15 protein-coding genes and 4 pseudogenes are annotated in these 19,238 nt (G+C 60.2%); 13 read left to right on the forward strand and 6 right to left on the reverse strand.

What is annotated here, in order from left to right:
- The first annotated feature begins 14 nt into the window (after nucleotides 1-14).
- The 9 genes and pseudogenes from LDZ27_RS19310 (at nucleotide 15) to LDZ27_RS19350 (ending at nucleotide 7,829) form a co-directional block, all read left to right on the forward strand.
- A complete protein-coding gene (locus LDZ27_RS19310; protein WP_244816473.1) occupies nucleotides 15-1,160 on the forward strand; it encodes a porin in 1,146 nt (381 codons plus the stop codon).
- Between the two features lie 12 nt (nucleotides 1,161-1,172).
- Nucleotides 1,173-2,882 (forward strand): tannase/feruloyl esterase family alpha/beta hydrolase, encoded by a 1,710-nt coding sequence (locus LDZ27_RS19315; protein WP_244816474.1) that lies wholly within the window; start codon nucleotides 1,173-1,175, stop codon nucleotides 2,880-2,882.
- Nucleotides 2,883-3,354: 472 nt separating this feature from the next.
- On the forward strand, nucleotides 3,355-3,729 hold the full coding sequence (locus LDZ27_RS19320) for a DUF2934 domain-containing protein (RefSeq protein ID WP_244816475.1): 375 nt from the start codon (nucleotides 3,355-3,357) through the stop codon (nucleotides 3,727-3,729).
- Between the two features lie 326 nt (nucleotides 3,730-4,055).
- Nucleotides 4,056-4,310 (forward strand): annotated as a pseudogene (locus LDZ27_RS19325) (HoxN/HupN/NixA family nickel/cobalt transporter); the annotation flags it as partial.
- Nucleotides 4,311-4,358: 48 nt separating this feature from the next.
- A complete protein-coding gene (locus LDZ27_RS19330) occupies nucleotides 4,359-4,757 on the forward strand; it encodes a DUF2946 domain-containing protein (RefSeq protein ID WP_244816476.1) in 399 nt (132 codons plus the stop codon).
- Nucleotides 4,758-4,851: 94 nt separating this feature from the next.
- Entirely contained in the window at nucleotides 4,852-5,769 is a 918-nt protein-coding gene (locus tag LDZ27_RS19335) for a hypothetical protein (RefSeq protein WP_244816477.1), read from the forward strand.
- Nucleotides 5,762-6,139, forward strand: a complete 378-nt coding sequence (locus LDZ27_RS19340; RefSeq protein WP_244816478.1) for a copper resistance protein CopC — start codon at nucleotides 5,762-5,764, stop codon at nucleotides 6,137-6,139. The genes LDZ27_RS19335 and LDZ27_RS19340 overlap by 8 nt, the downstream gene beginning before the upstream one ends.
- A gap of 66 nt (nucleotides 6,140-6,205) precedes the next feature.
- Nucleotides 6,206-6,610 carry a PPC domain-containing DNA-binding protein gene (locus LDZ27_RS19345; RefSeq protein ID WP_244816479.1) on the forward strand — a complete coding sequence of 135 codons (405 nt, stop codon included), beginning with the start codon at nucleotides 6,206-6,208 and terminating at the stop codon, nucleotides 6,608-6,610.
- 490 nt (nucleotides 6,611-7,100) lie between these two features.
- The gene (locus tag LDZ27_RS19350) at nucleotides 7,101-7,829 is read left to right on the forward strand and encodes a sulfite exporter TauE/SafE family protein (RefSeq protein WP_244816480.1); all 729 of its coding nucleotides are present in this window, start codon (nucleotides 7,101-7,103) and stop codon (nucleotides 7,827-7,829) included.
- Between the two features lie 935 nt (nucleotides 7,830-8,764).
- On the opposite strand, the gene LDZ27_RS19355 is transcribed toward LDZ27_RS19350, so the two are convergent.
- Nucleotides 8,765-9,862, reverse strand: coding sequence for an IS5 family transposase (locus LDZ27_RS19355; RefSeq protein WP_244814578.1), 1,098 nt, complete (start codon nucleotides 9,860-9,862; stop codon nucleotides 8,765-8,767).
- Nucleotides 9,863-10,052: 190 nt separating this feature from the next.
- On the opposite strand from LDZ27_RS19355, the pseudogene LDZ27_RS19360 reads away from it, so the two are divergent.
- Nucleotides 10,053-10,679, forward strand: a pseudogene (locus LDZ27_RS19360) (cache domain-containing protein); the annotation flags it as partial.
- 325 nt (nucleotides 10,680-11,004) lie between these two features.
- Here LDZ27_RS19360 and LDZ27_RS19365 read toward each other — a convergent pair.
- From LDZ27_RS19365 to LDZ27_RS19380, 4 genes and pseudogenes are all read right to left on the reverse strand, one after another.
- Nucleotides 11,005-11,329 (reverse strand): annotated as a pseudogene (locus tag LDZ27_RS19365) (IS5/IS1182 family transposase); the annotation flags it as partial.
- Between the two features lie 140 nt (nucleotides 11,330-11,469).
- Nucleotides 11,470-13,353 (reverse strand): bifunctional diguanylate cyclase/phosphodiesterase, encoded by a 1,884-nt coding sequence (locus LDZ27_RS19370; RefSeq protein WP_244816481.1) that lies wholly within the window; start codon nucleotides 13,351-13,353, stop codon nucleotides 11,470-11,472.
- A gap of 89 nt (nucleotides 13,354-13,442) precedes the next feature.
- Nucleotides 13,443-14,714, reverse strand: coding sequence for a sensor domain-containing diguanylate cyclase (locus LDZ27_RS19375; RefSeq protein ID WP_244816482.1), 1,272 nt, complete (start codon nucleotides 14,712-14,714; stop codon nucleotides 13,443-13,445).
- Between the two features lie 5 nt (nucleotides 14,715-14,719).
- Nucleotides 14,720-15,109: a phosphonate transporter gene (locus LDZ27_RS19380; RefSeq protein WP_244816483.1), complete on the reverse strand. Its 390-nt coding sequence runs from the start codon at nucleotides 15,107-15,109 to the stop codon at nucleotides 14,720-14,722.
- A gap of 99 nt (nucleotides 15,110-15,208) precedes the next feature.
- Between LDZ27_RS19380 and LDZ27_RS19385 the strand changes: the two are divergent.
- A pseudogene (locus tag LDZ27_RS19385) lies at nucleotides 15,209-15,517 on the forward strand (class II aldolase/adducin family protein); the annotation flags it as partial.
- Nucleotides 15,518-15,978: 461 nt separating this feature from the next.
- The gene (locus LDZ27_RS19390) at nucleotides 15,979-16,701 is read left to right on the forward strand and encodes a response regulator transcription factor (protein ID WP_244816484.1); all 723 of its coding nucleotides are present in this window, start codon (nucleotides 15,979-15,981) and stop codon (nucleotides 16,699-16,701) included.
- On the opposite strand, the gene LDZ27_RS19395 is transcribed toward LDZ27_RS19390, so the two are convergent.
- Nucleotides 16,680-18,509 (reverse strand): hybrid sensor histidine kinase/response regulator, encoded by a 1,830-nt coding sequence (locus LDZ27_RS19395; RefSeq protein ID WP_244816485.1) that lies wholly within the window; start codon nucleotides 18,507-18,509, stop codon nucleotides 16,680-16,682. The genes LDZ27_RS19390 and LDZ27_RS19395 overlap by 22 nt on opposite strands.
- Nucleotides 18,510-18,797: 288 nt before the next feature.
- Between LDZ27_RS19395 and LDZ27_RS19400 the strand changes: the two genes are divergently transcribed.
- Nucleotides 18,798-19,118 (forward strand): DUF4148 domain-containing protein, encoded by a 321-nt coding sequence (locus tag LDZ27_RS19400; protein ID WP_244816486.1) that lies wholly within the window; start codon nucleotides 18,798-18,800, stop codon nucleotides 19,116-19,118.
- Nucleotides 19,119-19,238 lie beyond the last annotated feature (120 nt).

A 19,238-nucleotide genomic window follows, 5' to 3' on the forward strand; every position in this document is an offset into this window, starting at 1 on the left:
GGTTTGGAGAGGAAATGCGAGCGAATCAACATAAGAAGACCATCGTTCTCGGCGGCGTCCTGCTCGCGTTTGCGGCAAGTGCTGCAGCGCAGTCCAGCGTCACGCTCTACGGGATCGTCGATACGGGCATCGAATACGTGTCGCACGCAAATGCGGCGGGCGACGCGGTGTTCCGCATGCCCGCTGTTACTGGCGAGTTTCCGTCACGGTGGGGGCTGCGTGGCGTGGAAGATCTCGGCGGTGGATATAGCGCCGTGTTCACACTGGAGAACGGCTCCAATATCCGCGATGGCAGCCTCGGCCAGGGTGGACGGTTGTTTGGCCGGCAGGCGTTCGTTGGCGTCAAGAGCCCTTACGGCACGGTGGCTTTCGGACGGCAGTACACCATGACGTATCTCGCGTTGATGAATGCGGACGTCATCGGGCCGGACATCTACGGGATGGGATCGCTGGACGCGTACGTACCGAACGCCCGCGCTGACAATAGCGTGACGTACATGGACACGTATCGCGGCGTGACGCTCGGCGCCGGATACTCGTTCGGCCGCGATGCCGCAGGCAACAACTCGCCGGGACAAGGTTCTTGTATGGGCTCGGTGCCAGGTCACGGAACGGAGTGCCGCGACTGGTCCGTGATGCTCAAGTATGAAGCGCAGTACTTCGGCGCGGCAGCGTCATATGAAGAGCAACGCGGCGGAGCCACGGCCGCCGCCAACTTCTTCGATGGCGTCGCGCCGACTCCTCTCACCAATCCTGCCGACAAGGATGCGCGCACGCATGTGAGCGCTTATGCGCAATACGCAGGCGCGAAGATCGGATTGGGCTGGCTCGGACGTCGCGTTGTCACCGATTCTCCCGCTCTACCGAATGCGCGTTCCAATCTGTTCTTCGTGGGCGCGTCTTATTTCGTGACGCCCTCGTTCATCGTCGATGGCGAGGTCTATCGCATCGTGAATAGCGACCATGACACGCGTGCAACGATGGGCACACTGCGTACGACCTATCAGTTGTCCAAGCGCACCGCGGTCTATGCACAGGCTTCGTACCTCGCCAACAGCGCGAAAGCGCGCTTCTCGGTGAGCGGCGGCGGTGGCGGCACGACGCCCGCGGCCGGCGTCGGACAGACAGGCGCAATGATCGGCGTACGGCATTCTTTCTAAAGGAGACGTCCCATGAAAAAGACGATAATCGCAGCACTCGTATCGACCATGATGGCGGCATGCGGCGGCGGCTCGGACGACCACGACTCGTCACTGCCGCAATTGAGTGCCGCGAGCCCCGCCGGTCTTGCCGGAACTTGCGACGCGCTGGCAGCGAAGCTCACCTTCGCCAATACGACTTATACGTCAGTCAAGGACGTACCGGCGGGCACGCTGACCATCGCGGGCAAGGCCGTGCCCGAACACTGTGTAATCGAAGGCACGATGAATCAGCGCGTCAGTTCCGTCGACGGAAAGACGTACGCGATAGGCTTTGAGATGCGATTGCCGCTCGCATGGAACGGACGCTTCTTCTATCAGGCAAACGGTGGCCTCGACGGCAGTGTCGTACCGGCGACCGGCGTCATCAGTGGCGGCGGTCCGCTCAATAATGCGCTCAGCATGGGCTTCGCGGTCATTAGCTCGGACGCTGGGCATTCATCGTCGCAGAATCCGCTTTTCGGACTCGATCCTCAGGCACGGCTCGATTACGGCTATCAGGCGGTAGCCAAGCTGACGCCAATGGCCAAGCAAGTCATCAAGACGGCTTACGGAAAAGGCCCCGATCGCAGCTACTTCGAGGGATGCTCGAACGGCGGGCGCCACGCGATGGTCGCGGCAGCGCGCTACGCCGCCGATTACGACGGCATCATTGCTGGCGATCCAGGTGTTCATCTGCCAAAGGCGGCGATCGGCGAGATGTGGAGCGCGCAGCAATTCGCCAAGGTGGCGACGGCGACCACGGCAAGCGGACTGCCCGACATCACGACAGGGTTGACGGCGGCAGAGCGGCAAATGATTGCGTCGCACATCATTGCTAAATGCGATGCGCTCGACGGAGCGACCGATGGCATGGTGCACGATATCAAGGCCTGCCAAGCCAATTTCGATCTCGCCCGAGACGTCCCGACGTGCTCCACTAACGCGCGCGATGGGTCTTGTCTCACCAGCGCGCAAAAGGACGCGCTCGGCAATGTGTTTTCCGGCGCGCACAACAGCGCCGGCACCGCGCTCTATGCAAGCTTTCCGTACGATGCCGGTATCAGCGGTTCGGGTTGGGCGCAGTGGAAGCAAAACAATTCGGTCACGCTCGACCCCGGCGCCGCAGCCTTCACCTTTACAACACCGCCGCAAAGTGCATCCGTACTCAGTCAGTTATCGGCTTACGCACTCAACTTCAACATGGATACCGATGCGCCCAAGATCTTTGCGACGAGCGGTGTCTATAGCGAGTCGTCGTGGTCGTTCATGACGCCGCCTGACGAAACAAATCTGTCGGTACTTAAGAACCGGGGCGCCAAGCTAATCGTTTATCACGGTACGAGCGATCCGGTTTTCTCGTCGAACGACACGACAGATTGGTATCAGCGACTGATGACGGTGAACGGCGGCGATGCGAGCAATTTTGCGCGCCTCTACACGGTTGCGGGTATGAACCACTGCTCGGGCGGTCCTACCGCAGATCAATTCGACATGCTGACGCCGATGATTGCCTGGGTTGAACAAGGCAAGGCGCCCGATAGCGTCGTCGCGACCGCTCGCGATGCAAGCAACGCCATACCGAATCCGGAAGTGCCGGCTGACTGGGGCGCGAATCGCACGCGGCCGTTGTGCACCTATCCCAAGGTCGCGCGCTACAAGGGTGGCGATATGAACGCGGCATCGAGCTTCGCCTGTAGTTGACGAGTTGGTTAGCGGGACTGTTTCTACCCTGTTCTTATTGCTCCAAAAGCTTGAACGGCGAGTGGCGTCTGGTTGTAAGTTGCTCGCCGGTTCTGACTGACCCCGCCAAGAGTCGAGCTGCGACGAGGGTGGCGCATCTGGGGCCTTTTGCGGGGCGTGCATACGCCCTGGCGCGTACGCGGTGCTGATACCGATCTGCTCTGGACTTTTCGACGTTGGCCGCAGCCAGGTTCGCCTGCTGAAGCGCACGCGAAGGTGCCGTTCGGCGATCAGATCGTGCAATACTAGTGCGCAGGGCGAACTCAATCCGGCCCATGACGACGCGCACCTTGGGCATCAATTCCGCTTCGGGCATATCGCGTACTGCTGCCGGACAGTTGGGCCCACGCGACTTTGGTCAACTGCATCGAGTGATGGCCGTTCATCGCATCCTTCGGATCGGCCTGTTTTTGAATCGCAATGAGGAAACTAAATGGCAGCGACTTTTAACGAAGAAGAAGTGCGCGAGTGCGCCTACCGTCTTTGGGAAGCGGACGGACGCCGCGAAGGCCGCGACGACCACTACTGGTACCTCGCCATTCAGCTCCTTGAAGAACAGGCTCGGCTTTCTGAAGGAATGTCCGAATCAATCGGGGCTTCGCCTTCCGTGCGAGAACGGAAAGTTGCCACGTCCAAGCAAGCCGCCCCCAAAAAATTATCAGGGTTGACAGACGCACAAGCCGACGCCGATCGCCGCGTGCAGGCAACGCCTACTGCCGATGCAAAGAAAGCGGAAAAGGTTCAACGCCGAGCGGTTGGATCGACAGTGGGCCGCGTCGCTGCAGGAAAGAAAAAAGCCGCGGCGTGAAAAGCAACGTCTCATCCCAAAGTCGAGAGCGAACAGAATGAAATCGTCGACACTCGTCTGTCGCCGCGATACATCAATAAGCGCATCGAGGCCGCGCCCGCCGGATTCTTTTCAGCGATAATCGCCGGGGCTGGCTTGCTGTAAGGCACGGGCCGCGCCGCGCACGGGGCCTGTAGCGAAGCGGGCATCCGCATGTCGACGAACGTTCGGCAACGTGATAGCCCACGTCGGTGCGCGAGCGGCCGATTCGCCCACGCCCGGAATCACGCGAGACGTTCCGGCTCGCGCCGCCCGCATCGGGCACGAGCCGCATGAGAGGACCGTTCATGCAACGATTCGAGTTCTTCCATCTCTTCGACGACGGTCCCGACGCGCTTCGCGGCAAGGTCGCCGGTCTTTTTTTCTTGTTGATCGCAACCAATCTCGGTGTCTGGATGTGGACGCTGACCGCGCTGCACGGCGAACCAGGCCTGCTGAGCGCCGCGCTGCTCGCCTACACTTTCGGCCTGCGTCACGCGGTCGATGCCGACTACATCGCCGCCATCGACAACACTACGCGCAAGCTAATGCAGAGCGGCAAGCGCCGATACGACGCGATTCCCGTCAATCGCGGCTGACGGCACCGGGCCATGCGACGCCGAATCGTCCGGTTCACGGGCAGCCTCCTCGGATTGTTCGCAATCCTGCTGGCCACGCTCGCGCCGGTCGTTTCGCAGTCGCTCGCTGGCCTGCACGCGCGCGACGGCGAAGACGCGGTGCATTGCGAGATGGAGTCGATGCCTTCGATGTCGATGCCTTCGATGCACGGCGAGCCGCACGACGCCTCGCATCCGCCGACGTCCAGCGGCGACGCCTGCGCCTATTGCAGTCTTTTCGCGCATACGCCGGCGGTCGTCGCGCCGCAAATTTTCTTCTTCATGGTCGTTCAGGCCGTGTTGCACCGGAGCGCATCGCGCTTCGAGAGCGTGCGGGTCGTCGCGCCGCCCAGCCCCGGACAGCCGCGGGCGCCGCCTTTCCTGCTTTCCTGACTCGTCTCGATCGCGCCGCCATGCCACGCAGGCACAGGCGTACGCTCGCGCGTGCTCCACGCGCTCGCCCGACTTCAAGAAGACAGGACGAACGATGAACACTCAATCCACACGACGCGCGACTGCGCGCGCCGCTTGCTCACTCATTGCGGCCGCGCTCGGCGTCATCGCGATGCTTCCGCATTCCGCCCGCGCACACGCAATCGCCGGCGACCGCGTCTTTCCCGCGACGATGGCCGTCGACGATCCCGGCGTCAGCGACGAAGCGAACCTCGTCTTTGGGCATATCCGCGCGCCCGGCGACAATGGCGATCAAAGCATCAATACCTTCGACTTCGAATACAACAAGCTCATCACGTCGCGCCTCGCGGTTTCGATCGGCGGTACCTACGTGATGCAGAACAATCCCACCGCGCACGGTTTCGACAACTTCGACGTCGGGCTGAAGTACCTTCTCTACGTCAACGAAGCTCACGAGTTCATGACGTCCGTCGGTGTCGACGCCGAATTGGGCGGCACGGGCAGCCATGCCATTGGCGACAGCTTTTCGACGATTTCGCCGACAGTCTTCGTCGGCAAGGGCATGGGCGATCTGCCCGATACGCTCGCATATCTGCGGCCGATCGCGATCACCGGCGAAGCGGGACCTGCCCTCACCACGGGCGCGGGACAACCGAACGCGTTCAACTATGGCTTCACGATTCAGTACAGCCTGCCTTACCTGGAGCAGCATGTGCACTCACTCGGCCTGCCGCAGCCGTTGTCCAATCTGATTCCGATTGTCGAGATCCCGCTTTCGCGCAGCCAGGGACAGACGACCGGAACGGTGAACCCCGGCTTCATCTGGATCAATCGCTACGGCCAGTTCGGCATCGAAGCGCAGATTCCGATCAACCGCGCGAGCGGCTCGCGCGTCGGCGTGCTGGTTCAGGCGCATCTTTTCCTCGACGACATCGCACCGAAATCCATCGGCAAGCCGCTTTTCCGGACAAGCGGAGGTCCGCATGACTGAACGAATCCATTCTCGCGGCTTGAAGAATGCCGCTTTCGCCCTTCTCCTCGCGCTTGGCTGGTCGGGCGCGGCTTACGCGCACGTTTTCCCGCGCACGCAGGTTCCGCCCGCCGGCGCAACCGTAAGTTCGCCGGCTCAGGTGCGGATCGTCTTCGATGGTCCGCTTGAACCCGCGTTCTCCACCGTCACCGTGACCGATGCGGGCGGCAAGCCGGTGAACACCGCGAAAGCGAGGATCGACGCCCAGGATGCGGATGCGATTTCGGTCGCGCTGCCGACCTTGCAGGCGGGCAAATACACCGTGCACTGGGTCGCGGTGGCCTCGGACGGGCACCGGACTCACGGCGACTACAGTTTCGAGGTGAAGTGATGTAATGCGGGTCGCCGGTCGTTCCAACGGCCGGCGAGTAAGTTCTCCATGGAGCGCCGACATCACATGCAAGCTCATCCATTGCGCCTTTCGCCCGGCGAAGATTTGCGCGCGGCCATCACCGATGTGCTGGTTCAGCGCCAGTTGCATGCCGCTTTCGTCATTCAGGGAATCGGCAGCCTGAGCGTCGCTCGCTTACGATTCGCTGGCACCGACGATGCCACGGCCTTCACAGGCGACCTGGAAATACTGACGCTCGCCGGTTCGGTTTCGCCCGACGGCGCGCATTTGCATATGTCAATTTCCGACGCGCAGGGTCGCGTATTCGGCGGCCACGTGGCGCAGGGATGCCGCGTGCGCACGACGGCCGAACTGCTGCTCGCGCTGCTGCCGGGTCATCGCTTTTCTCGCGAGCCGGACGCCCAGACAGGCTTCATGGAACTGGTGATCCGAAGCGGCTCTCACGCCTGAGCCGTTCGCACTGTGAGCATAGCTCACGGCTTGATTGCATCGCACCCGTTGTATGCAAACATGTCGCGAGAGCGAATACGTCCAGCCCGTTAGCGCAACGGCGGTCCCTGTAAGTGATGGCGCCGGATGTATCAGCCAGTCTTGTAACAGCCTAATGGCTCGCCGACAATTCAGTGCATGACGTGCAGGTAACCGCAGCGGCCGTCAAGCTAGCGTGCCAGGCTCCCAGTTCGACATGGCGAATACTGAGCGGCGGCAATCCATTCATGACGGAACGTTTTTTCATGAGCAATTCCACTCATTGAGATATTCGTCCCCCAAACATAGGATTGTCATCGATGGCAGTAACCACACAAAGATCACCAAGCGATTTGGGCGGACTTTCGCTCATCCGAACGTATATGGGCGTCGATTTGTCTTCCGCGTTGCATGCTCTACTGTCCGCTCGTCAGGCAGACTCCGGTGTGGCGTTTGACGCCGTGCAGCGCCCATGACGAGTTACTTAATGGTTCTGTTCGTCGGCATTGCGGCCGGTACGATAAGCGGAATTGTCGGTACCGGATCGTCAATGATGCTCATGCCGGTTCTCGTCATTTCTTTCGGACCGCAGCAGGCGGTACCCATCATGGCGATCGGGGCCGTTATGGGCAACCTTGGCAAGGCATGCGCCTGGCGAAGTGAAATCGACTGGAGAGCGGTCAGTGCTTACTCTCTAACTGCCGCTCCTGGCGCAGTTATCGGTGTTCATACCTTGCTGGCGCTTCCTGCACACGTCGTGGATGTCGCGCTCGGCGCGTTCTTTATTGCCATGATCCCGACGCGCCGATGGCTCGCTCGTCGCTCCGCGAAACTTAGCTTGTGGAATCTGGCGATGATCGGCGGTCCGGTGGGCTTTTTGACAGGAATAGTCGTCTCGACGGGCCCCATTACCGTGCCCGTCTTCACATCTTATGGCCTTGAGAGAGGTGCTTTCCTTGCGACCGAAGCCGCCGGGTCGTTGGCGGTTTATGTGACCAAGATCGCAGCGTTCAAAGAGTTCGGCGCCCTGCCGCTCAGCGTGTGGACTAAAGGCATGATAGCCGGCGCGGCATTGATGTCGGGATCTTTCTTCGCCAAGAGCCTCGTTGTCCGGATGAGACCGTCGATGTTCAGACTCCTGGTCGATGGATTGATGCTGGCGTCAGGCACCTCGTTGTTGTGGGCGGCGGTCTCGCGTTAGCTGCGCAGATTCACCGTTGTATCTGTGAAGCGCGAACGCGGGGAGTTCTCACAACGTTTAGCGTGCCATAGTAGCCGCTCGCATGACTAGCGCGATACGACGCGTAGATTTGAGAATCGTCTTCCGCGACGCCGGGAGCCGGCGCGACATCCTTCGTTGTAAATAGAGCCCGTTCTGGGCGCTTGCCCGTCACGCGTGACATATGCTTCCCGGCTTCACCATTCAATCGTGACTGCCCGGCTCACCGTCGCACGCCATCGGTAAAACGCCTTGCCGTCGCACTTGGGCGCGTCCGATTAAGCGCATGAAAGTCGCCGGCTACGCCCCGTGTCCTACAGCCTTAGGTCACGATCAAAGAACGATGCTCATTCGCACCTTGGCCGGCACGCAGCGTCGTCGACATTCCGGCGTTGCCAGCTCCGCGCCACACGCGACGAGCACGGCGCCATATTCGAATGCGTCGGCACGATCATCCATGGCGAGGATACGCTGCGCTCCGGGATTGGGCCCGTCCGTATAACGTCGCGCCCTCTGCAGAGGGCTCAGTGCTGTTCACCAGCGGCAGGTCTTCCCTATTGCCCGTAGGTGTTAAACGTTTGCTTGCGATGTCCATCGACTGTTCATCTTCAGCGTTCGAAAATGATGTCGTAGACAAGCGGCGGCGTCGGCATCCGCAATGCACATGTCGTGGCCCATTGATGGTCACTCGGCCGACGCCACACGCAGGCACAAAAGACGAAGAACAAGACGGCCTCCTCGAGGACGCGTCACCACTGCTTAACAGGTTGCTGAAATACAGGTGCTTACGACGCAGCTTTGGTCTGTCGCCGCGGCCTTTGCCGCGATTTTTCGCAGTGTGCAATTTCAACGCGAATTCACCGTCTTTTTCGACGGTTTGAGGCCGATTGTTGGCCTCGTGACTACTCATTGCGCCACTATGGGCGGACTTGTCCCAGTGACCGCATGCGCACGAGGTTATAGGCGGCCATGTTCAACACGAACATCTGGTCAACCTTCTCCAAACTACGCACCATCACTTGGCGCATGCGCCCCACGGTCTTGGCCCACCCGAAGCCTTGTTCGATCAACTTGCGCTTTCGCTGCGAAATGGAATAGCCCAGGCTTGATGCAATCGCGTCGGCCACCGCTGAACGCCGCCCAGAAGTGTTTTGCGCAACGTGCGGGGTGACCTTCATTTGCTGGCAGGCTTCAATGAATTCCTGTGCGTCGTAACCCTTGTCTGCACCCAGCGTGATTTCTGCGTTCGCATCTTCTGCCGCTTGCCGCGCATCGTTGATCATGATCTTGGCCGCTTCACGCTCGGCATGCCCATCAGCGTGTGTCACGCGAGCGTTGACCACCAGGCCGTGCCGATTATCGGTCAGCGTATGGCCCATGTACCGCAATTGGCTGGCCGTTTTGCCTTTGCGATAGAGCCGCGCATCAGGATCAGTCTTGGACTGATGCGTCTCGTTGCTGCGCTTGCTGCCTTTGAAGTCGCCCGCGCTGCCGTCATCGTTGTCCTGATCGTCACGGTCCTTGCGCACGAAGCTCTTGTGGCCCGCCCACGCCTGAATCAAGGTGCCGTCCACGCTGAAGTGCTCACCTGAGAGCAGGTCCTTCTTCTCGGCAATGGCCACCACTTCGTTGAAGAATTTGATGACCGCGTCGTGCTTGATCAACCGCTCGCGGTTCTTCGTGAACACGGTGGGCACCCACACCACATCATCCATTGCCAAGCCGACGAACCAGCGAAACAGGAGGTTGTATTGCACCTGCTCCATCAATTGTCGCTCCGAGCGGACACTGTAGAGGATCTGAATCAGCATTGCCCGCAGCAGCTTCTCCGGCGCGATGCTCGGCCGTCCACCTTTTATGTCGACCTCGTACATCTCGGAGAACAGCCGATCCATCTTGGCGAGCGCTTCGTTCGCCATGACGCGAATCGAGCGCAGCGGATGCGACGCCGGAACGAAGTCGTCGAGCTTGCGAAAGGAAAACAAACTCTCAGTGAACGTGTCGGCGCCGCGCATGATCTCCGGGGGGGCAAGTTAGGTCCTTCTATCAACGCTTCAGGCACATCCCGCGATGACCTCTGCGATCAGTATTTCAGCGGCCTGTTAAGGGGAAACAATGTCAAAAAGAACAAGTCTGAGATTCCGGCTGTACATGTTGATCGCGTCAATCGGCGTAGCATTCGCCGCGTCGAGCATCTGGTCCGCGATGCAGTTGCGCCAGTCTCTCATCACCAGTCACGCGACGGAGCTGCGGCACCTCACCGAGTCGTTACGCAGTTTGATAGTCGCGGAACAAGCCAGGGTTGTATCCGGCGCAATCACGGATGAGCAGGCGCAAGCGACGGTACTCAAGCAGATCACTAACATGCGTTACGGCGACGACGGCTACTTCCTTACTGAAACCGAGGACGCGGTCATCCTGGCGCATCCGAACTCTTCAATGATCGGAAAGAACGTCGGTGATTTCAAATCGACAGATGGCAAGTTCATCTGGCGCGACTTCGTGAGCCTCGCGCAACGTAACGGTCAAGGTCTGTACGACTACAACTTCCCGCGCCCCGGAGCGGCAGTCGCTGAACACAAGCTGTCCTACTACCTCTACGAGCCGAAATGGCACTGGGTTATTGCGACCGGCGTATACCTCGCTGACGTCGACGCGGCGTTTCGTCAATCGCTTGCAAAGCAAATGGGAATGACTGCGGTCATTGTGGCCGCGCTTTTTGTCCTGGTCAAAGTGGGCGCTCAGCGCATGGTTCTCGCTCCGATCGACGAAGCGATGAAGGCATGCGAGGCAATAGCCGCCGGCGATCTTACGCGCGATTTGCCTACGTCCGCGCCGGGCGAAATTGGCCAGTTGCTGATCGCGCTGCGCGGGATGCGGGATAGGCTTGCACAGACGGTCATGGCGATAGGAAAGTCGAGCCAGGGAGTGCGCACAGGGGCGCAGGAAGTGGCCGCGGGCAGCACAGATCTATCGTCTCGCACGGAACAGCAAGCGGCCTCACTGCAGGAAACGGCAGCGAGCATGGAAGAGTTGACTGCGACGGTCAAGCAGAATGCCGAGCACGCGAGTCACGCCAGTAGCCTCGCTGACGACGCCAGGACGGTAGCGCATGAAGGGACCGGTATCGTTCAAAAAGTAGTTGAGACGATGACTGATAGCCGACCACTCCGGTCCTTTCTCCTCCGCTGGTCACGCAGTGTGACCGGGTCCGTAAGTGGCAACTCCTGTACGCTTGCTCGACCAGTGCTTCTTGATCCTGTTGAGTTCCCGCATCTGCCGCCGCGACCGGGCGGTCTTCTCGTATAGGCAGAGGTCTCCATATCGAAACCCGTGGGACTGGTCCGGCCTGCGGTTTGGATGGCGTCGAGATATCGCTGAAGGCTCTCCTCGACCTGCTGCTGACGCTTGCCGATCTTGCCGGGCGTGTAGTTTCTGTCGCGGCTGTTCACAGCCCTGAACATGCTGCCGTCGATGGCGACTGTAACGCGGCGCGATTCGTCGCCTGGCATGAACTCGCCGGAGTCACCCAGAATCCATCCTGCGCGCTATGCGATACGCGTGTCCCGCTGCCTTCCAAACTCAGGCTCGACAAGTGACAGAGCCCGCGGGCGAGATCGGGTCAGCTGTCATTGCTCTTCAACCAATCGACAAGACTCTCGGGCAAGAGTGGCTTGCTGAAAAAGTAGCCCTGGCCTTTCTCACAGCCGAGCGAGCGGACCACGGATGCCTGCGCCTCGCTTTCGACTCCCTCGGCAACGGTGTTCATGTTCAGGCTGGCAGCCACACGGACGGTTGCCTCTATCAATACGCGGTGATGCGCGCTCTGCACTGCCTGGCTGACAAACGACCGATCGATCTTGACGGTAGCCACCGGTAGCTGGTGCAAGCTCGAGAGCGATGAGTAACCCGTCCCGAAGTCGTCGAGCGCCAGGCTAAGTCCAGACGCCTTGAGCTGTCGCAACGTGGCCTGGACGGACTCGTCCTGAGCAGCCAGGCTCTCAGTCACCTCGAGTTGCAGTTCGGCAGGATCCATGCCGCTGTCCCGCAGCGTACGGGAAACAAAGGCGACGAATTCTTGATCGCTGAGCTGGGCGCGAGACAGATTAACCGCCAGTAGGCGCGGTGCAAGCCGCCCAAGCTGTGCTTTCCATGCGACGAATTGGCGGCATGCAGTGTCCAGCACGAATTCGCCGAGTGCGCCAATCAGGCCACACTCTTCTGCAACGCCGATGAATTCGGCGGGCGGCACGACGCCCCTGACCGGATGGCGCCAACGCACGAGTGCTTCGACAGCGGCGGCATGTCGCGGAAAAGACCACTGATCCACAGTCGGCCCAAGCATGACTACCGGTTGATAGACGACGAACAGTTCCTGGTTGACGATGGCACGACGCAGATCATTCTCCATCTGCGCTCGACCCGCCGCACGCTCGTGCATGGAAGGTTCGAAAGTCACAGACCGGGCTCCGCCACGGCGTTTGGCCTCCACCATTGCGATACTAGCGTCTTGTAGCATCGCATCAGGCTGCGCGCTCGAGGTCGTAGAGTGCACGATTCCGATGCTGACGCTAAGGTGCAACTGTTGGTCAGCGACCCGGTAAGGCTCACTCAACGCACGGAGTAGCCGTTCCGCAACCAAGAAAATATCCGACTCGGATTGTGGTTCGCCGATCACCACGACGAACTCGTCGCCCCCGAGGCGACCGGCCATCAGGCCATTTTCATATTGGCCGTTGTGCGAATCGCGCAGACGCATCGTCCTCATCAATCGACTCGCCACCTCTGCGAGAACCTCGTCGCCCGCGGAGTGACCGAGGGAGTCGTTGATCTGCTTGAAGCGATCGCAATTGATGAACAGAACGCTGAAGTGATGACACTGATCGCGATCTTGACGTTGCATGCCCCTTTCGATGAATTCACATATCGATGTACGGTTCGGCATCATCGTCAGCTTGTCCAGTCGTGCCGCCTCGCCGAGCTTCTTATCCAGAAGAGACTGCTCGCGCTGTGACTCGAGCGTTACATCGCTCACCATTGCCATTAGATGGTTCTCGTCGAGCTTCAGCAGACTAACCGACAAGACCTGCGGGGGCAGGTTGGCTTTGGAAGACGGCGGAACCTTGAGGCGCACGGCCTCGCAAACAGACCCCGAAGGTTCCCTGTATTCCTGGACCATTCGCCGAAATTGCGGCGCAGTCGCCTCCAGCACGTCGAACAGGTTGAAGAGGCTCCCATCCGGTGAAAGTGGCATCAGCAACCTGGCCGACATCGGGTTGATCATCTCGATCGCCCCGAGCGCCGAGATCTGTAAAAGGCCTATCGGCGCTCGATACAGAAACTCCATCAATGCTTCGTTCGCGGAGACGGAGTCGGCTGAAGGCTTGTGGACCCCTTCCACCGGTTGCTCGCGGAGAGCTTCATCGCCTGTTAGCCCGTGCGATGTCGGGCTGCTTTCTGGACCGCGGCGTAACACCGCTACGCCATTGCATCGATTCTTAGTCATTCTCAATCGTCGAGCTTCATAGTTCCTCGACAACCGACGGACACATCAGGGAAGACTGTAGAAGCCGAGCACAACAGGAGTGCTCGCGCTCATCCGAGTTCCACGCAGTTCCGACCGGCCGTCTTGGCGGCATATAGTGCTTTGTCCGCTGCAGCGAGCAGGTCGTTTACGCAAGACGTCGCTTCGGTTACGGAGGCAATGCCCGCGCTTACCGTCACCCGTATTTGACCGCCGCCCGTCTCTATCTGAAAGTCCGCGATCGTCGCGCGCACACGTTCCGCGATGACGAGCGCCTCTTCGCGAGACGTTCCCGGAAGCATCAAGCAAAACTCTTCACCGCCAAGGCGGGCCAACACGTCGATTGACCGCAGATTCGCCTTTGCTTTCTGTACGATCTGCGTCAGAACAAGGTCTCCCGCTTGATGCCCGGCTGTGTCGTTGATCCGCTTGAAGTGATCGGCATCGATCATCACGAAAGACAGGGGCTTGCCCAGTCGCCTCGTTTTCGCAAGCTCCTTTTCGGCGAGCTTGAAAAAATGCGCGCGATTGACAGCGCCCGTCAAGTGGTCGGTGGTGAGAAGGCGAGTGAGTTCGTCGCTCGAGATTTTGCGTTCGGAAACGTCGCGTATAACGACCGAGTATCCCGCGATCTCGCCACTGTCTTCTCGCAAGACGGCAACCAGGATTTGCGCGGCGTACCGGCGACCCTCCTTGCTTTCACACCAGCACTCCTGGACGTGCCAACCCTCTTCGCGCGTCAGCGAGATGTGCTCCGGGCTGCAATACGGGTCGACAGTCTCGGGAGCGTAGAAAAGATCGAGGCTATGGCCGAGCACCGCATCGGCGCCGAAGCCGGTCAGTTGCTCCACGGACGCGTTCCAGCTATCGATACGGCCAGCAGAGTCGAGCGTGAAAAAGGCGAAATCGTTAACGCTCGTATAGATCCCCGCGAGCCACGATTCGTGCTGTCTCGCGCGTCGCTCTGCCTCGACTTGACGGGATATGTCGGACAGCGTCGTCATCAAGGTACTGCTGTTGACCTTGATGATGTTGCATGACAGTACCGTCGGACGATCAGCGCTTGGCGCAATCACGATTCGATGGCCCTCGCAGACTCGCCCGCGCTCGGCCGAAAAGCTCGACACGAGATTGCGCAGCTCCGGTGCGACGTTAGTCAGGCTATCGAAGACGTTACCCACGCCCAGCCGGCCGGCAACCGGCATAAGCAGTTGAACCGCGACCGGGTTGAGCATGTCCACGTCGCCATTCAAGCCACTACGAATGATGCCGATGGGCGACATATACATGAACGATAGCAGCGCCTCGTGCTCCGCCTCGCATGGACCGTCCGCCGTGGTCATTACGTTCACTTGTCGCCCTGCCGGTGAACGAGTAGAAAGCGGGTTTCGCTGCGACCGGACTTCAGGAGTCTCAGTTGTACTGGCGTCGGCCTCATGCGCAGAGTTAGAACGTACGGCAGCACTTCGTCCAGTTCGGCCTCGTCCTCGAACCGTTGCGCCACCATGAAATTGTTCATGCAGGGCGCCACTTCTTCGAAAAGATGCCTGCCCAGAACGCGGGTTGGACTAAGCCCGGCGCTCGAAGATTCGACGGCATTGTAGTGAGTCACGCCGTAGGCCGGGTCGAACCCAATCACCCCGAACTCTAATTCATCGAGCCCTCGTTTATCGACTGCAACGAGGTCGTCGAATAGCACAGAATCGAACGTATGCTTAAAGGTAGGCTGGCCAACCATTGCTCTTGTCTCCGCGTGAAGGGTGTTGTACGCAAGCTATAACGGCAGCAGATTGGAATACTTTATCGTCAGTCGGCTTGGAGGCGGCTGCAGGAGCACGATGAAGACGTACTGCCGCGCATCACGCCGTATTACGTGATGAAGGCCGGACACGTCCCGCTCGTGCGCTATCGCAAGCCGGCGATCCGCGGGCGGCGGCGGAAATCGCGGCGCGCGCGGCATCCGTGCGGGCCGTATTGCTGAAACGCCCGGTCGGTCGTGTGGGAGCGCAGCGTCTCGCACGCCTCTAATGCACTAGAACAACTCGGAGAAACCGCGCGCCTGTGGCTCATGACGACGCCACGCCCCGATCCACTCGATCCGTCCGCGATTGACGAGTTGTGCGGCACGTTTGGCGTTTGTTGGTAGTGGCATCGCAAGTGGCGATCGACTTGCAATGCTGCGTGGCGTGTCCCCGCCTCGTTTTCCGATGTGCAGCGGATACCGTTCCCGTTGCGCACGCCCCGCGCGCGGTGAAGGCGCATTGACACCTTTGCCGAGCGGCGCCGACGATTGCGGATAGTGCCGTCTGGCGCTGGCTATCGCCCATCGACCGGCCGTTCTCGGATCTATGCCGACTGCTGGCTGTCCGTGCAACGCACGTTAGTGAGAGTCCATCCGTGGGCCGTCACCAGCACTGACAGCCGATTCACCCCTGAATTCAGACTCCGACACACTCGTACACTTTTCGTATCGGGTGACATAGGCCTGTGTCCACCGAAAACCGCGTGTAAGATAATTCGAATGCGGTTCGCGCGGCACATCGATGTAGCTCGAACGCCGCGTGCTTAGGCTGTCCGAATCTGCGTGGGTTGCAGGGAGACGATGCGATGCGCGTACTGCTCGTCGACGATCACGAACTCTTCAGAGCCGGTCTCGCACTGCTCATCAAGGAGCTTTATCCGGATGCCGAACTCCTGCATGCGAGTACGTTGTCGCATGGAGTCGATCTGGCGATGACCGGGCACCCCGACATCGTCTTTCTGGACCTCGAACTCCCTGACGGGCACGGTTGCGACGCGCTCTGCCGGTTGAAGGACGCACGACCGTCCTTGCCCGTGGTCGTAGTATCGGGCGATGAAAGCACTGAAACAGTCGGGCGATGTCTCGAGTTGCGCGCAATGGGCTACGTGCCGAAATCGTCGTCGCCGGAAGCACTTCATGCCGCGATCGTTGCCGTGCTCTCGGGCGGCGTCTTCCTGCCTGCGGGTAGCATCGCCGGACTGCGGCGCGCGATCGACATCGCCGAGGCACCGGCACGCGACTCAGGAAAGGCACCGCCGACGAACGGCGGCGTCGAACCTTGGGATGCTCCGCGGCTCGGACTGCCGCCACGCGAATATGAAACGCTCGCGTGGCTGGCACGCGGACTCCCTTCCAAAGCCATCGCGTCGAAGATGGGGCTGGAAGACATCACCGTGCGCAAATACATCAGTCATCTGCTCGCGCACTTCAACCTGCGGCGCCGCACTGAACTCATCGTGATGCTGGCCGACAAGGGCGTCACGCTCGGAGCGCTGTCGGTCACCGATCATCCGCAAAATCGAGACTGATCTTTCGCCGGGCGGCAACGAATCGGCTGATTTCCGCCAGCAAGTCTTCCGGTACCGACGATTTGCGCAGCAGAATAAACGGCTGCGGAAAATCGCGAAGCACGCGAACGGACAACAGTTCCCCGGTGATGAATGCGACCGGAATAAACGCCCGCCCACGCGAAATGACGCCTTATCCGCTCGGCAACCGCCATGCCGGAAGCGCCATCGCGCAGCCGGATATCGGTCACGATGAGATCGGGAATACGGCTGTCATCGGCGAGAATGGCGGCAAAGCCGGCCATCGAGTCCGCAGCCTGCACGAGCGCGCCCGCGCTGGAGAAAAGGCGGCGCAGGCCTTCGAGGACCTTGGGCTCGTCGTCACACAGCAGCATGAACGCGCCGTCGAGATCGGGACTGCAAAAGACGTGACCATACTGATTCGTCCCGACAGCCGGCGTCGACGCCGCGATCCTCGCGTAGAGCGAAAAGCGCGAGCCACGCCCTTCGCTTGATGCGAAAGTCACCGCGTGCCCCGGCAGGATTCGAACGACACGCTGCACGATCGAAAGCCCGAGTCCCAGCCCTTTCGAACGGTCGCGCTCTGAATTGTTGATCTGGTAATACTCGGCAAAAATCGCCTCACGGTGCACCGCGGCAATGCCGATTCCAGTGTCCCGTACATCGACGCGCAGCCGCTCATCCAGACGTACCCAGCCAAGCACGACGCCGCCCGACGGCGTGCTCTTGATCGCGTTCGATACGAGGTTGCATATGGCCCGCTTGAGCAGTGACCGGTCTGTCTCGATGAACGGCGGCTTGGCTCGCCGCCTCGCAAGTCTTAGATCGATTCCCCGCGACCGGGCCATCTCTTGGTATTGGCCCATGACTTCCGTCAGCAGGTCGAGTGTATTGACCGGCGCGAGGCGAGGAACATACGAGCCCAGCTCGCTGTAGTCCTGTATTTCCTTGAACATGTCGAGGATGTCGGACGCGGTCTCCTCGATGACATCGAGGTCGCGTTCCACCGCGCGTCCGTCCCTGATACTCGTTCGGGCACTGCGGATGAAGAGGTTGATCGCGGCGAGCGGCTGCTGGATGTCGTGATAGGCCGCCGAGAAGAATCGCTCCTTCTCCTTGACGAGTTCCTGCATGCGTTTGTTTTGTGCGTTGACTGCACGCGACGCCGCTTCGACGCGCGCCTTCGACGCACGCAGGCTGCGTCGGTACATGAATTCGCGCCTGGCCGAACGTTCGAGCGGAATACTGACTACCACTCCGATGGCATAGGTCAGCGGCAGGCTCGTGGCGTGCGCGAGCATCGACGAAAGATGCATCCCGAACTTCTCTCCTGGAGGCTCGAGAAAGAGCATGAGCAGGTAACTCGCGACGCAAAGCCCGACCAGCCATGCTGCAGTGATCGCCCGAAGCCTGAAGGCCATGAAGATCGTGAACAGGGTGAGTGTCAGAATCGAATAGTGTTCATGCCACGGCAGGTCCACGATCTGCAGCATTCGCAGCGTGGCCAGCCAGGCACTCAGCGTCCACAGGCTGAGCAGCCCGACGGCCCAGCGTTCGTCGAGTGCGCGCGGGGTCCACAACACGACCGCCAGGCCCATGCCGATGGCCGCGGCGGTTCTCATGAAAACGAGTTCCGTGTGGTGCAGATGGATGGGATCGAGTAAATCGAGTCGTCCGAAATCACGGATGGAGAAAGCGATCCATAACGCGGTAAAGATTGCGATGGCGAGTTTTCGCTGCGCGGAAAAGCGCTGTGCGTAGTCCTTTCGGAACGCACGTTCTTGAGCCGCCGATCTCAACCTGCGCACACGGAGGTCCGACGATCTCATCGGGTTGCCCGATCAGGAATGTCGCCGTCCGTGAGTACGGCGGCATGACATTCAAAAAGAATAGCAGGACGCCACTCGAATTCGAATACACAAATGTAGCGGTACTAATGTGCGCGCCCGCCTCCCGATGCCAACATCTTTCGCCGCTTGATCTGGGGCACTCACCTACCTAAGTGGGTGTCGACGGCGCTCGCTCCATCCGACAATTAACGCCAGCGGAGACGGTGCATTGGCGTTCCGCTGCTTGGTATTCACGAGGAGGTTGCCATGAAATCAGTCGTGATCGCAGTCGCCGCAGCGTCGGCGCTTTCCTTATCTTTCGCCGCGTTTTCTCAGACCGAGTCGACACTGACGCGCGCGCAGGTACGTGCGGAGCTACAGCAGTTCGAACATGCCGGCTATGATCCGGCCAAATCCGACGATGCCACTTATCCGGGCGACATCCAGGCGGCTGCAGCACGGACATCGACTGACAGCCCGACCGCGTATGGCGGAGTGCTCTCCGGCTCATCGTCGTCCGGCTCCCGTGCCGTCGTTCGGCCCGCGTCTAGCGAAGAGATGAAGCAACTCTATTTCGGCGGTCAATAGCAGATTCCCCTTCGTCGCTCCGTGGCCAGAGACATTCGGGACCGCTTTTTAACGCAATCGCTCAATCACTCAATCGCGTCCTGAGTGCCGGGCTTTGTCTTTGTCCGCGTGTGTTCCGCG

The sequence above is a fragment of the Caballeronia sp. Lep1P3 genome (assembly GCF_022879595.1).
Classification (GTDB): Bacteria; Pseudomonadota; Gammaproteobacteria; order Burkholderiales; family Burkholderiaceae; genus Caballeronia.

What these genes read in the sequence shown, in the direction of transcription:
- LDZ27_RS19315 (WP_244816474.1), top strand. Translation starts at nt 1,173, where the DNA reads ATGAAAAAGACGATAATCGCAGCACTCGTATCGACCATGATGGCGGCA.
- LDZ27_RS19375 (WP_244816482.1), bottom strand. Translation starts at nt 14,714, where the DNA reads ATGACCACGGCGGACGGTCCATGCGAGGCGGAGCACGAGGCGCTGCTA.
- LDZ27_RS19320 (WP_244816475.1), top strand. Translation starts at nt 3,355, where the DNA reads ATGGCAGCGACTTTTAACGAAGAAGAAGTGCGCGAGTGCGCCTACCGT.
- LDZ27_RS19340 (WP_244816478.1), top strand. Translation starts at nt 5,762, where the DNA reads ATGACTGAACGAATCCATTCTCGCGGCTTGAAGAATGCCGCTTTCGCC.
- LDZ27_RS19350 (WP_244816480.1), top strand. Translation starts at nt 7,101, where the DNA reads ATGACGAGTTACTTAATGGTTCTGTTCGTCGGCATTGCGGCCGGTACG.
- LDZ27_RS19355 (WP_244814578.1), bottom strand. Translation starts at nt 9,862, where the DNA reads ATGCGCGGCGCCGACACGTTCACTGAGAGTTTGTTTTCCTTTCGCAAG.
- LDZ27_RS19345 (WP_244816479.1), top strand. Translation starts at nt 6,206, where the DNA reads ATGCAAGCTCATCCATTGCGCCTTTCGCCCGGCGAAGATTTGCGCGCG.
- LDZ27_RS19310 (WP_244816473.1), top strand. Translation starts at nt 15, where the DNA reads ATGCGAGCGAATCAACATAAGAAGACCATCGTTCTCGGCGGCGTCCTG.
- LDZ27_RS19400 (WP_244816486.1), top strand. Translation starts at nt 18,798, where the DNA reads ATGAAATCAGTCGTGATCGCAGTCGCCGCAGCGTCGGCGCTTTCCTTA.
- LDZ27_RS19380 (WP_244816483.1), bottom strand. Translation starts at nt 15,109, where the DNA reads ATGGTTGGCCAGCCTACCTTTAAGCATACGTTCGATTCTGTGCTATTC.
- LDZ27_RS19335 (WP_244816477.1), top strand. Translation starts at nt 4,852, where the DNA reads ATGAACACTCAATCCACACGACGCGCGACTGCGCGCGCCGCTTGCTCA.
- LDZ27_RS19330 (WP_244816476.1), top strand. Translation starts at nt 4,359, where the DNA reads ATGCGACGCCGAATCGTCCGGTTCACGGGCAGCCTCCTCGGATTGTTC.
- LDZ27_RS19370 (WP_244816481.1), bottom strand. Translation starts at nt 13,353, where the DNA reads ATGACTAAGAATCGATGCAATGGCGTAGCGGTGTTACGCCGCGGTCCA.
- LDZ27_RS19390 (WP_244816484.1), top strand. Translation starts at nt 15,979, where the DNA reads ATGCGCGTACTGCTCGTCGACGATCACGAACTCTTCAGAGCCGGTCTC.